Consider the following 13591-nt stretch of genomic DNA (forward strand, 5'->3'; position numbering starts at 1 on the left):
TCAATACTAAATAGTAACCTTATTATCGTTCTTTAAGTTCTTAATAAAATACGAAGGGTAAATACCTGTTTTTTTACGAAACGCCTTTGCAAAAGATTCTGCTGTATTAAAGCCTATCTCTTGTGCAATTGCTTTAATTGTATACTTTCTAAATTTTGTGTCAGATTGCAATTTTTCAACAATAAAATCAATTCGCAGATCATTAATATATTGATTCATACTTTTTCCCTTATATCTATTCACTACCAAAGATAAATAACTAGAGTTTGAGTTAAATCTTTTTGCTAAATCTTTAGAATTTATATTTCGTTGAAGATAAATTTCTTGTTTTTCAAACATTAGTAATTTCCCAAGCAACTGATCAACTACTTCTTTACTAATATTTACTTTATCTAAAGAGGATTCTTTATTTGATATTTTATTGTTCTGTTTAGTCTTATTTAGTAATTTAAGAAATCGTTTTTTGTTTATATAGTTTCTTCTATAACCATAAATAGCTATTAAAATCAAAACTATAAGGAAAAGGGTTAAAACATTAATCTTATCTTTATTAAAAAAGTTTTCATGTTTCAATTCTGTAATTAGCCTTTCCTTTTCAGAAATCAATTCGACCGTATCATACTTTTTATTTATTCCTTTAATCAAATGTATTTGACTATCATCTTTTATACTGTCAAATTTTAGTAAACTATTTATATACTCAATTTGCTTCGGTACATTTTGTTTAAATTTATAATATTTGATTAAATAATTATAAGCATCTAACACTCGTGGAACTACATATTCAGTTTCTTCGAGAGTCTTATTTACATTTTCAAAATATAATATACTATTCTCTATTTCTCCAAGAGAATCATAAGAAAGTCCTATATAATAATCACATAATGCAATTCTTAGGCCTTTTTCATTTGACTTTTGTATTATCTTTTTTCCTTTTTCTAAACTATCAATAGCTTTATGATAGCTTTTTAATTGATAATCTATTATTCCAGAATTAATAACAAGGTAAGAATATGTGAGACTATCATCTATTTTTAAAGTATGTCGAATTCCTATATTAGTATATCGTTTTGCCAAATCAAACTGGTTATTCTTAAGATATGAATCAGCTACTGCAAAAAGAACTCTATTATAAGTAATTGCATTTTTGTACTTAGGGTTTTGATCTAGAAAATTCAAATATTCTACAAAAATAGTTTGAGCTTCTTCTATTTCGCCAACAATATCTTTTAATAACCCTATATTAAATTTTAATGTTCGATATAAGAGTTCATTTTTACTGTTCTTTGCTGATTTAGAAGCTATTAGATAAAACCCTAAAGCTTCTTCATAGTTTCCATGTTCATATTCTCCTATTCCTTTACTCAAATAGCCCCTTGCTGGATATCTAAAATACCCTTTCCCTTCTGTTAAAACAATCAAACTATCTGCATACACAAAACTATTTTTATATAACGTCTGATTTTCTCCCGTTACCCTTGACAAAAAATAATACGCATCTGCCATGGCTAGAGTATCAGCCTGTGATTTAGCATCGTTTAACGAAACTAACAATGTTTGTATTTTCACACTATCAGGTAGTGTTGATATTTTTGCTCTTAATCTATCAAAATTTGAAACTTCTTGTGTTGCATTGCTGGCTTTGGATTGCCCGTTTATTTGTTCTAAAAAAACAAATAACATTAATAAACTACTTAAAAGTAAATATCTTTTATTCATACCAATACCATTAGAATAGAGATCATCATATTTCTGACAAAGACTGTAAAAATAGGGATTTTAGAATCCTAATACTACTTGACATTTATAAATTTAAAGTCCTGATTTATAAATATCAGGAATATCAACTTGTAGTTTACTGTCTATTGAAACTAGCTTTGAGGTTTCAAACAAATCAGTTCACAAATCTTTATTTCTTAATCTTATGAAAAATACTTTTCTTTCATCATTTGCAATATTACTATTCACTATCACATTTTCTTTTACTTCTTGTGAAAAAGATGAACAAGAGGCTAATCCAGATCAAAACAGTAATCAAACTGAAATCACTCCAGATACAAAAATAACCGGTAAAGCTGCTGGATTTACAAATGAAAAAGTCTATAGATATTATCAAGGCGGGAGTTCTTCTTTACATACATACAGAACGCAAAGTGGAACAGGATCTGCTATTGGGCGTAGAGAAGGAATTGCATTTACAATTCCCACCTCAGCGTCTTCATCTGGAGTAGATCGAAACAAATACAACTTCTTATGGTTTCTTTTACACCCCCAACAAAAAGACTTTATATTAACAACAAGTTCATCTGAATTCTGGAATTTACGTCGTCAAGGTTGGAAAAATGTAACCTACAAATATATTTTGATACAAAAAGGATCAGGGAATGGAGCAAAAAAACTCTATCGTTTTTATGATACCAAAAACTCTGATCATTTGTTTACTAAAAATTACACCGAAGGAGTTAATGCAGGTTTAAAATATGAAGGAACCGTTGGCTGGGTCTTTTAAGAATCAAATAATAATCAGAAGAACAATCTTTACATTATTAAATTAATTTACTGGGGAATAGATAATTAATTAATATGTCAAGAATGTTCATATCAAAACCCAAATTGTATAATTTGGGTTTTGTTTTTTGAAAGCCTGTTCCTGTAATATTTTTAAACAACCTACTATTTTCATATCTCTTTTTCAACAAGACCTATTACCCATTAATAGGTAAATAATCACCCCCTTTATTTATTCATCATTTTAAACAATATGAGGAATCATTATTTATGTGTTTCTATATAAATCCACTATATTCATAAGAGTAAACTCCTATAAATCAAATACTAAAAACTAACTAACACAAAAGAATAGTAAAACATGATACCCAACAATACGTGAGAAATCATTAATAAAATACACTCCAGATAAATTTATTCAATAACTCTTAAAACTCTAAAACAATGAAAACCAACAAATTTTTATTCTCGATTTTTACTTCATTTTTAATAAGTATAGTATTTATATCATGTGAAGTAGAAGAAAGTACAATACCAGCAGAGCAAATAGTCAAAGATGCTGATCTAAATTCTAATGAAACAACTGGAAAATCAAGTTTAAGGCGAGAAAATGTCTATCGATACTATAGTGGCGGATCTCAAACTATGCATACTTATAAAACTAGAAGTGGAAATGGTATCGGGATCGGTAGCAGCGAAGGCGTTTCTTTTTCGACTCCTGTTACTACAAATGTAAACAGCGTTAACAGCAATGAATTTAATGTATTGTTTTTTATGCTACATCCCCAACGTAAAGATTTTGTAATAGGATCCGGAGTTGGTGAATTTCTTGATTTAAAAGGAAAAGGCTGGAGAGATGTAAGTGGTAGAAACTATGTATTGATACATAAAAAACCAGGTAATGGCAGAAAAAAATTACACCGTTTTTATGGTGTTGCAAATTCTGATCATTTATACACCAAAAATTATGCTGAAGGAATTAATGCCGGATACAGATATGAAGGAGTCACTGGTTGGGTATATTAAATGCTAAAAATTAGGTTAGACAATTTTTTTAAGACAATCAATTTAGACTATCTGGAGAAATAATAATGAATTGATTATTTTAGAACTCATTAAATTAAAAGTCCGAACCTTAAGATTCGGACTTTTTGTGATAACTTATATAGATATAGTGTTTATTATGAATAAGTTATTATTTTTGTTTACCAAATTTTATCTATGACAAGCATTAAACCCCTAATTACGAGCCTACTATTGTTATTTATAACTTCTTTTACATATGCTCAAAATAGCGCTGTTCTTCAAGAATCTAATATAAATACAACAGATACCACCAATACTAAAAAAACCAAAATGACCAGGTGGCAAATGATCAAGTATGATGGAGCATCGGCATTTGGAGGTGTAAAAAACACATATTTAAGACCGTTAACCTGGAAAAGTAAAGATTGGTTCACCTTTGGAGGGATACTAGCAGGTACAGGTATTTTATTAGCCGCAGATGAACCTGCAAATGAATATTTTACAGAACAAGGAGATGAAATACCAAGTGGTGTAAAGGAAGTAGCCTTTCGATTTGGAAAACCCTTAGTTAATTATGGATTAACTACTAGTGTCTATGCTCTTGGGTTAATCACAAAAAATGAAAAAATTAGAAAAACAGGAGTACTTTTAATAGCTTCTGCCACAGCAGGAGGCCTACTGCAGACAGCAAGTAAAACCATAGTGGGTCGAGCACGCCCTCTTGAAGGAGAAGGTAATGTAAGTTTTCGTTTTTGGTCTAGTGAAGCAGGGTACCACTCTTTTCCTTCTGGACATGCAATTCTTTCGTTTACTACAGCCTATGCTTTATCCAAACAGTTTAAAAGCCCCTACATTAAAGGAGGACTATATGCCGTTGGATTACTTTCTCCAGTATCTCGTTTATGGGAAGAAGCACATTGGTTAACAGATGTTGTATTAGGTGTTGCAATAAGCATTGTTGTCGTTGATAGTATAGACAACTACTTAAAGAAAGACGAGCGTTATGTTTCTGGTGATAAGAAACATAAAATTAGATGGAATCTAAGACTTGGTGCCGGTAGAGTTGGCCTAGTTGGTAGATTTTAAACATCACTATTTGTACACCTATGAGAACTCTTTTTCGTAATACGTAGCAGCATCTTGCAATAATAAATCCAGATATTTATTTTCTGCTTTAAGGCGTATTTCGTCCCAGTTAAGGTATTTTACAAGATCTTCCTCAACTATAGATCTATAATCATGCACACTATTGATATCAAAATAAAGTCTACCAGTTCTTCTCACAAAGAAATCGGCTAATCCATTCGCCATTTCATGATGTACACTATACCATACTTCTGCTCTTATGAGTCTATCTTCAACAGATTCATTTAAGAAATAATTTACCTTATCTAGAATAATATCTGTTTGTTTCCCATATGTCGAAACCAAATACCATCCATAATCCGAATCTTGGATATTTAGCGCTTTAAGGCGTTGTGTAACTTCGTTCATATATGTGTCTACTTCGCTAAGATTCTTAAGTGGATGACTTGTGAGTTGAATTTGATGGGTAGAAGATTTAGAGAAAGCTTCTCTCTTTTTACTACTCATGGTTTTAAGAACTGTGTCAATAACACGTTGCGCCATTTTTCTGTATCCTGTTAGTTTACCTCCAGCAATTGAAATCAGCCCTGTTTCTGACACAAAAATCTCATCTTTTCTAGAAAGCTCTGATGGATCTTTCCCTTCTTCATGAATTAAAGGCCTAAGTCCAGCCCAATTAGACTCTATATCGTCTTGAGTAAGGTTTAAACTAGGGAACATATGATTAACTGCTTTTAAAAGGTATGTCGCATCTTCTTCTGTCGCCACGACTCGATTAAGATTCGCATTATAATTAGTATCTGTTGTACCCACATATGTTGCTCGACCTCTAGGAATTGCAAAAATCATTCTACCGTCGGGAACATCAAAATAAATAGATTGTGTAAGCGGAAAACGTTCTCTTGAAAAAACCAAATGTACACCTTTAGTCAGGTGTAGGTATTTATTATTCATAGAATGATCTTTTTCTCTTAAAAGATCTACCCATGGACCTGCTGCCGAAACATAATTTCTTGATTTAATTACAAAACTTTTCTTACTATTATGATCTATACATTGTAAACTCTTAATTTTTCCTTTCTCATCATAATTAAAAGCTATCATTTCACAATAATTGATACTATTTGCACCAAAGGAAGCAGCTTTTTTTAATAATTCTACCGTAAGTCTAGCGTCATCTGTTCTATATTCTGCATAATATCCACCTCCTGTAAGGCCTTCTGCGCTAAGCAAGGGTTCTTTTTCCAGCGTTTCATCGGCAGTAAGCATCTTACGTTTATCATCTCCTTCTACATTCGCTAAAAAATCATAGACTTTTAACCCTACAGAAGCCATAAACTTTCCATACGTTCCTCCTTCAACAAGAGGCAATAGCATTTTCTCTGGTACTACAAGATGAGGTGCTAGTTTATGTACTGCAGCCCGTTCACTACCCGATTCTTTTACCAAGCCAATCTCCATTTGTTTCAAATACCGCAATCCACCATGAATTAGCTTTGTAGACTTATTACTTGTTCCTGAAGCAAAGTCATTTTTTTCTACCAAACATACTTTCAACCCTCGAGAAGCTGCATCTAAGGCTATACCTGCCCCTGTTACTCCTCCTCCTATAATAACAAGGTCATATTTTTCATTTTTAGTCTTACGCAGCTGCATTTGGCGATCCAGAACCGAAAAACGAATAGGTCCTTCTTCTTTTACTGCAAGCATATTTTTATTTGCAGTTTTTGTACGTGCAACTGCTTGTTGCCAGCCTATATACTTTCTACTTCGTTCATACTCTTTAATTTTAGGAACAAAAACAGTATCTACAGCCCTAATTTTTGCAATGTCTTTTTTGGTCCATATACCTGCTTTAATACCTGCTAAAAATGCTGCACCCAGAGCAGTCACCTCTAACATTTTGGGGCGATCAACCGCCACATTAAGAATATCAGACTGAAATTGCATTAAATAATTATTAGCAGAAGCTCCTCCGTCTACTTTAAGCTCTTTCATTTGTTTACCACTATCTTCAACCATAGCCTCAAGAACATCTCGTGTTTGATATGCTAAAGCTTCTACTGTGGCCTTTATAATTTCATTTTTACCAGAATCTAATGTTAGTCCGTAAATAGCTCCTTTTGCCTCCATATCCCAATGTGGAGCACCTAAACCTGCAAAAGCGGGTACAACATATAAATCATCTGCTGTAGTAGTCGTATTACATATATCTTCTGTCTCTGAGCTATTCTCTATAACCTGAAGTTTATCTCTAAGCCACTGTATAGAGGCCCCACCTACAAAAATACTTCCTTCTAAAGCATACTTAATGTTATCTTCTGGCAAACTACAACACAAGGTTGTTAATAATCCATTTTTAGAATTATACGGTTTTTTTCCTGTATTAAGTAACATAAAACATCCGGTGCCATATGTGTTCTTAGCTATTCCGGACTTGTATCCTCCTTGACCAAATAATGATGCCTGTTGATCTCCTGCAACACCATAAATAGGAATATCATAACCTTTGTAATGGATAGCTCCAAAATCAGAAGAAGAATATTGTACTGTTGGTAACATAGAGGTAGGAATATTCATTGCAGCTAGTAACTTATCATCCCATTCTAGGTTGATAATATTATAGAGCATTGTTCTGGAAGCATTGGAGTGATCTGTAACGTGTTTAGTACCGTTTGTGAATTTCCAAATCAGCCAAGTATCAATAGTGCCAAATAACAAATCTCCATTAATTGCTTTTTCTCTCGCTCCTTCTACATTATCCAGTATCCACTTTAGTTTAGTTCCTGAAAAATAGGAGTCAATGACTAATCCTGTATTTTCAGACACATAATCGTTTAATCCTTGAGATTTGAGGCTTTCACAAATTTTTGTAGTTCTTTTATCTAACCAAACTATGGCATTATAAATTGGTTCTCCTGTGTTTTTATCCCATACCACAGTAGTTTCTCGCTGATTTGTTATTCCAATACTTGCTATTTCCTCTATTGATATATCTGATTTTTCAAGTACTTCACTAAAAACTTGTTGTTGATGTGCTAAAATCTCAAGCGGATCATGTTCAACCCATCCCGATTTAGGATAATGTTGTGTAAGCTCTTTTTGAGCTATTCCACAAATTTCCCCTAAATTATTGAAAATAATTGCTCTGGTGCTGGTTGTACCTTGATCGAATGCTATGATATACTTTTTAGCCATATTTTTGAGTATTTGTGATTCCAGATCAATTTTGAAATTGAATTTTAAATAAATTCTTTATAACAAAGACTGAAGTCTTACAAATATCAGAAGTATTATAGTAATCTCCAATTAAAAACTATATTTTATATGCTATTCTATGCTACTTTTATGAAAAATTCAATAAAACATTGATATTTAAACCTTTCAATCTTTAATTGGCAAGAATATTTCTGTTTTCCAATCAAGTTCATTACCTCCTTGCATTGGATTGTTATAAAAAATCTCTAGTGGAGATCGTTCAACTTTTATATTATGATTTTTGGCATATTCTAAGAGTTTAAACCATGCCTGATCACTATTTCTATAGTTACCGTAATATGTTGCTTTTAAAACTTTTTGAGAAGAAGTATGTTTATACTTTAGACCATTCAACTCTGGTATCGTATCTTGATGTAGTATCGGAAATCCAAATTCAAACGTAATACGATCACTTTTATCATCCCATTTATTTACTTTAACTAATGGATATCCTCCTCTTTTTAAGTTATTTTCGATTATTTTTGGGTAAAGAAAATCATTATTATTGATCATAACTTGCGCCTTATCTGATCGTTTTGATTTCATTTGAATATATACATATTCCATTCCCGGAATTTCCTGTTCTCCATTAATCTCAACTTTATATTTTTTTGAAAAATCGAGAAAAATCTTTCGAAATTGAATCATCTCATCCCTAACCCCATTTATTAATGTTGAAGATCCAGTAATTACCTTTAACCGATTATTAATGCTATGTTCTTTTGACATTACACCAACTACCACTTTAGTGATGGTATCATTTACTTTCTTAAAATTCCAATCTAAAATAAAGCTCTCGTTTTGTTTATTAATTTCCTGGTTAACGTGGTTAAATTCGATTGCTTCTCGTAATGTTACATTTTCTTTTTTTTCATTCTTACCCCATAATTTTAATCCTTTTACTTCATAGTATAAACTTGCCGGGCTCGTTGTTACTTTAAATGTAATTTGGTAATCATACTCTTTTATACCCAAATACCATATTGTTAATCCTAAAAATAGAATTGAAATTATAGCAATTATTTTTTTCATATACTACTAGCTTATCAGTCTCATGATATATCAGGTTAGTTACTTTTTTTCATTTGAAGTTTTTTAACCACAAAACTTCCTAATGAGCGACCTTGATCTAATCCAAGATCTATCGCTGCTCGATAATGAATCCCTCCGTACAATCGACTAATTGCCGCTTCGTCTGCGGCTTGATTAAATGAATTAAACGAGCGTATTGGTAAACCATATTGCAATTCGGTATCATCATTAAATTCGAAATTATCCCCGAAAATAGACGTTAATACTGTCGAAGCTGCTCCTGAAACTACTGAATGCCCGCTTGTATATTCTGGAAAAGGTGGAGTTTGCAAAACAGGCTCCCAATTTTCATCAATATGCTGATTTATTAGTGTCTCTGGACGTATTAAATTACTTCTGTATTTTTCATCCCAGCAACTAATAAATGCATCTGCAATTGCTATTGAAGTCTTAGTATATGCAAAAACAGTTTTTGAGAAATCTGCATTAGTTTTTTCACAAGCAATCTTACATATACCAATCCAATGTGCTCCTGGTGTTATTTTTTTTGTTGCAAACATTAGATGTCCTTTATGTGTAGAAACATAAGGGTTACAATCCCAAAATTGCGCAATTTCGAGTTTTTCTGATTCTTCTCCTTCCTTTTTGATTGTCTCACCCACCTCATAAGTTTCTAAAAGCTCTTTATAAAATGCAGATTCTTTTTCTAAAGAAAAGTCAGGATATCTTGCTGGTTTAAATTGTGCCGAAGAGTCTATAATCGAAGGCCTTATTTTTGACCAATGTGGCTCTATCCCATCCATATAATCAGGTGGTGTAGGTTGCCATCTTGAAGGATCTTCTGTATTAACAGAGAATTTAGGCATCGTTCTAGTCTGGGCATAATTATCACTAGAATACCAGCTTTTTATATGTTCGGCGACTTGATTTCCATATGCTCTTGAATCTTGAAAAACGGTTTTATTTTTGGTTTGCCATGATGCATATAAACTATCTTGATATACGTTTATTTTATCCTCAGAAAAAATAAGATTCTTTCCTATTTCCAGGTACGCTATTAGTGATGCCATAGCATAATTTATTTGTTTACCATCACCAGCCTTTGGGATAGAATTTAGACCATGTAATTGGCTTTGTAATGAATTGTATTCATTTTCTTCTTGACAGATTACTTCGTAGGCAGCAATATTGGCATAATTATATATTCTACTAGCTACTGGAGGTGAAAAAATATCATGTACCATAACTTCAGTAACTTTATCGACTGCGGCATGATAATCACTAGCCGTAATATTAATTTCTTGATTCTGATTTTGACATGATGCAAAACATATAAAAATAGCGAAGAGTCCTATACATTTCATATGTATTCTCTTCAAAAAAATGCTAGTGTTTACTTTATTTGAGAATTTCATAAATTTCTGCTTTTTCATTGTGTATGGTAATTAGCAAATAGTCTTTAGTATCAAAATTAATAATATTTAATCCTCTAATCGATTTTTGAGACAGATTAACATTTAGTACAGTTCCATCAATAATTTCATCATTTGTACGCAATAAAGCTCCTCCGAATCCATCAAATTTGCCATGGTAGGGAATGACTCCAAAATAATTGCCTGCCATAAATATTTCTTCATTTCCATCCCCATTAAAATCATGTCGAAGCATTCGCGTGATTGGTGCTACTTGTAATTCTTCCTTAAATGGTATAAATACGAAAGTGCCATTATCATTCCTTAAATATCCCGAAGCTAACTGATGCACTTCTAACAAAGTAGCTTTATTTAAGGTTTCTTTTCCGAATACATTCTCTATTGTAAGACCTGCAAATGTCTTATAGCTAGTAAATTTCTTTCTTAAAAAGTTTAATTGTCCTGATAACTCATCCAACCCTAAGGCTGTATAATACTTTCCGTCTTTTGGCAGCGCTAGAATAGTCTCTGTTTTTTGATTATTATCAAAATCAGAATAATACAAACGTAGCGGAAAATCCTGAGATGCTTTAAATTTTGTATTCAAACCAAAATTACCAAGTACATAATCTAAATCACCGTCTTTATCTATATCAAATTCTTGTAACGACTGCCATAAACCATTTAGTTTTTCTTTATAAAGTGTCGTTGTTACATCTTTTAAATCACCGTTTTTATTTTCAAAAAAACGAGGAGACATCCATTCTCCGATAATAATTAAATCTTTGACTCCATCGTTTGTAAAATCACTCCAAATAGCATCTGTTACCATTCCTATTTGTTGTAGTGCTTTATTTTCTTTTACACTAAAATTTCCCTTATCATTTATGAGTATATATGAATTTGGGATTTTTCCAAAATCGTTAGATACTACATACCCTCCTACGAAGATGTCTAAGTCGCCATCTTTATCTATATCGTTGGGTTTTATAATCGATTCGTGTTCAAATAATTCTGGAAACTGACTTTTCTCAAATCCTGAGTTTGATTTAAGGTATAATCTATCAATTAATTCTTTAGATTTTCCGAAAAACTCTCCTCCTGATGAAGCTATTAAAAGGTCATTTTTTTGATCCGCATTAAAATCTTCGATAATAGCAGTTACATCTTCTTTCTTTTTGTCGGCATCTAAAAAATCCAGAAATTGCTGTTGAAAGCCTGTTTTTGTTTGAAAAAATAGCTGAGATGGGTTATTTTTTGAACTTCCAAAGAAAACATCATCCATACCATCCCCATTAAGATCCCCAATTGCTGTAGCGGGACCACGATCAGAAATTCTATAGGGTATCAGTTTTTGTCTATTAAAATCAACATAGCTATTTTCTTTATGTACATATTGTAACCCGGGAATACTATCTAATTTTCTAAACCAAGTTTTATCAGGTTTAGAAAAGATCTTGGTATAATTTACAGCATCTCTTTTATGCAATACTTTTATCTGTAAGGTCTGATTGGTTTTTATATTTTCTGCCACTTGTATGGTATGATCTGGCCATATAATTTTTAATGAATCTACTACCTCAACATTTCCATATCCAAAATGTACAATTGGTTCTGATGACGACTGAAACCCTTTTGTGGCATATAATTGCCTATGTTGCACAATACCATTGTGATAGGATATTACTTTAGTTCCTATCCCAAATTTATTTTTCTCTTTAAAATTAAGTTTTAGTTTTAAGAATTTATTTGTACCATCTATTTGATTGCGATAAAAAGTCACCGGAGCATTGATATTGTTTGTAACTAGATCCAAATCCCCATCATTATCAAAATCTGCATATGCACTTCCGGTACTGGCCAATTCCTCTTTTGGCAACCATTTTTTCGACTGATCTGCAAAACGAATGTTTTGGTTCCCCTGGAAAATATAATTCTGTACAACTCCAGATGGCATCATATCAAGAGCTTTATTATCTACTAACTTTGTATTATGAAGTTGTTCTTTGATTTTTGTATCGGAAATATATTTAATATAATCTAAATTATTAGGTCGTTTAGGAATACCATTTGAGATAAAAACATCTTGTTCTGCATCTTGGTTATAATCGGCAAACAACGCAGACCAACTCCAATCTGTAGCAGAAAGACCACTAAGTAATGCTGTTTCGGTAAAAAATTCTCCTTCTTTATTGATTTGAAGCATATTTCTAGAATATTGATAGTGATATCCCAATCTATTAATTCGTATTGCTAACATATCTACAGTTTCATCTCCCGCCGATGCCTTAAGAACCGCCTCATCATCTGGGGTCATATCCAAAGTTAGGATATCTTGATATCCATCATGATTAATATCTGCAATATCACTTCCCATAGAAAAGCGACTAGTATGTCCAAATTTTTCTTTTAATCTTTCTGTAAAAGTCCCATTTCCATTATTGATATAGTAATAATCATCTTCATGAAAATCATTACTTACATAAATATCTGTAAATCCATCATTGTTAAAATCCGCTGTAGCCACCCCAAGTCCATATCCATTCCCTCCACTATAAATACCAGAAGCTTCGCTTACATCTGTAAATATTGATCCATCATTACGAAGTAATTTATCACCACTTTCATCACTTCTTTTATTACGTAACGCGGCTTTTCCATATGAATTTTGAGTATGAACTGCATGGTTTAGTAAATACATATCTAAATCGCCATCGTTATCATAATCAAAAAAGCTTGCTGAAGTGCTATAGTTTTGAAAATCTAATCCGTATTCTGCTGCTTTCTCAGAAAATCTTCCGTTTTTATTATTAATGAAAAGTTCATTTTTACCTTTCAGACCACGAAGTCCGACTACTGCACAAACATAAATATCAAGAAAACCATCTCCGTTTACATCTGCCATCACTGCTCCAGTATTCCAATCTGAAGTTCCAGAAATACCTGCCTGTTCTGTTGCATCTTTAAATTGAAAATCTCCTGTATTGAGGTAAAGTTTATTTTTGCCCTGATTTGATGTAAAAAAAACATCTACCAGTCCATCGTTATTAACATCTCCAACAGCAACTCCAGCACCATTATAGAAATATAAATAATCCAGAATATTAAGTTCTTCTGTAGGAATCAAAGTATTCTGAAATCCAACTTTTGTGATTTCAGAAGACATCTTATGGAATACTTCTCCTTGTTGTAATTTTTGTTGAGTACAACTACAAAAAAGTATAATCCCTAAAATTATTATGATCTTATATTTAATCATTCTTTTGTAT

The 13591-nt window shown here is 32.1% G+C and carries 8 protein-coding genes; 3 read left to right on the forward strand and 5 right to left on the reverse strand.

Annotation, left to right across the window (positions count from 1 at the left end; genetic code table 11):
• Window positions 1-6: 6 nt before the first annotated feature.
• Window positions 7-1719: a helix-turn-helix domain-containing protein gene (locus AWE51_RS01560; protein WP_082832269.1), complete on the reverse strand. Its 1713-nt coding sequence runs from the start codon at window positions 1717-1719 to the stop codon at window positions 7-9.
• A 205-nt stretch (window positions 1720-1924) separates the two neighbouring features.
• Here AWE51_RS01560 and AWE51_RS01565 point away from each other — a divergent pair, with 205 nt between their 5' ends.
• The 3 genes from AWE51_RS01565 to AWE51_RS01575 all read left to right on the forward strand — a co-directional run bounded on the left by AWE51_RS01565 (window position 1925) and on the right by AWE51_RS01575 (window position 4620).
• Window positions 1925-2509 carry a hypothetical protein gene (locus AWE51_RS01565; protein WP_066308468.1) on the forward strand — a complete coding sequence of 195 codons (585 nt, stop codon included), beginning with the start codon at window positions 1925-1927 and terminating at the stop codon, window positions 2507-2509.
• Window positions 2510-2952: 443 nt separating this feature from the next.
• Window positions 2953-3534, forward strand: coding sequence for a hypothetical protein (locus AWE51_RS01570; protein WP_066308470.1), 582 nt, complete (start codon window positions 2953-2955; stop codon window positions 3532-3534).
• A gap of 195 nt (window positions 3535-3729) precedes the next feature.
• Entirely contained in the window at window positions 3730-4620 is an 891-nt protein-coding gene (locus AWE51_RS01575) for a phosphatase PAP2 family protein (protein ID WP_066308473.1), read from the forward strand.
• 18 nt (window positions 4621-4638) lie between these two features.
• On the opposite strand, the gene glpK is transcribed toward AWE51_RS01575, so the two are convergent.
• The 4 genes from glpK to AWE51_RS01595 all read right to left on the reverse strand — a co-directional run bounded on the left by glpK (window position 4639) and on the right by AWE51_RS01595 (window position 13581).
• On the reverse strand, window positions 4639-7818 hold the full coding sequence (glpK, locus tag AWE51_RS01580; protein ID WP_066308474.1) for a glycerol kinase GlpK: 3180 nt from the start codon (window positions 7816-7818) through the stop codon (window positions 4639-4641).
• 186 nt (window positions 7819-8004) lie between these two features.
• Complete coding sequence (locus tag AWE51_RS01585; protein WP_066308477.1) at window positions 8005-8910, reverse strand: GyrI-like domain-containing protein; 906 nt, start codon at window positions 8908-8910, stop codon at window positions 8005-8007.
• 35 nt (window positions 8911-8945) lie between these two features.
• Window positions 8946-10274, reverse strand: a complete 1329-nt coding sequence (locus tag AWE51_RS01590) for a vanadium-dependent haloperoxidase (protein WP_066308563.1) — start codon at window positions 10272-10274, stop codon at window positions 8946-8948.
• 34 nt (window positions 10275-10308) lie between these two features.
• The gene (locus AWE51_RS01595; protein ID WP_066308482.1) at window positions 10309-13581 is read right to left on the reverse strand and encodes a VCBS repeat-containing protein; all 3273 of its coding nucleotides are present in this window, start codon (window positions 13579-13581) and stop codon (window positions 10309-10311) included.
• Window positions 13582-13591 lie beyond the last annotated feature (10 nt).

Origin of the sequence: Aquimarina aggregata (assembly GCF_001632745.1) — a bacterium.
GTDB classification, from domain to species: Bacteria; Bacteroidota; Bacteroidia; order Flavobacteriales; family Flavobacteriaceae; genus Aquimarina; species Aquimarina aggregata.

Excerpts from the sequence above, each read along its gene's own strand:
- AWE51_RS01560 (WP_082832269.1), bottom strand. The coding sequence starts at position 1,719 with ATGAATAAAAGATATTTACTTTTAAGTAGTTTATTAATGTTATTTGTT.
- glpK (WP_066308474.1), bottom strand. The coding sequence starts at position 7,818 with ATGGCTAAAAAGTATATCATAGCATTCGATCAAGGTACAACCAGCACC.
- AWE51_RS01570 (WP_066308470.1), top strand. The coding sequence starts at position 2,953 with ATGAAAACCAACAAATTTTTATTCTCGATTTTTACTTCATTTTTAATA.
- AWE51_RS01575 (WP_066308473.1), top strand. The coding sequence starts at position 3,730 with ATGACAAGCATTAAACCCCTAATTACGAGCCTACTATTGTTATTTATA.
- AWE51_RS01595 (WP_066308482.1), bottom strand. The coding sequence starts at position 13,581 with ATGATTAAATATAAGATCATAATAATTTTAGGGATTATACTTTTTTGT.
- AWE51_RS01585 (WP_066308477.1), bottom strand. The coding sequence starts at position 8,910 with ATGAAAAAAATAATTGCTATAATTTCAATTCTATTTTTAGGATTAACA.
- AWE51_RS01565 (WP_066308468.1), top strand. The coding sequence starts at position 1,925 with ATGAAAAATACTTTTCTTTCATCATTTGCAATATTACTATTCACTATC.
- AWE51_RS01590 (WP_066308563.1), bottom strand. The coding sequence starts at position 10,274 with ATGAAATGTATAGGACTCTTCGCTATTTTTATATGTTTTGCATCATGT.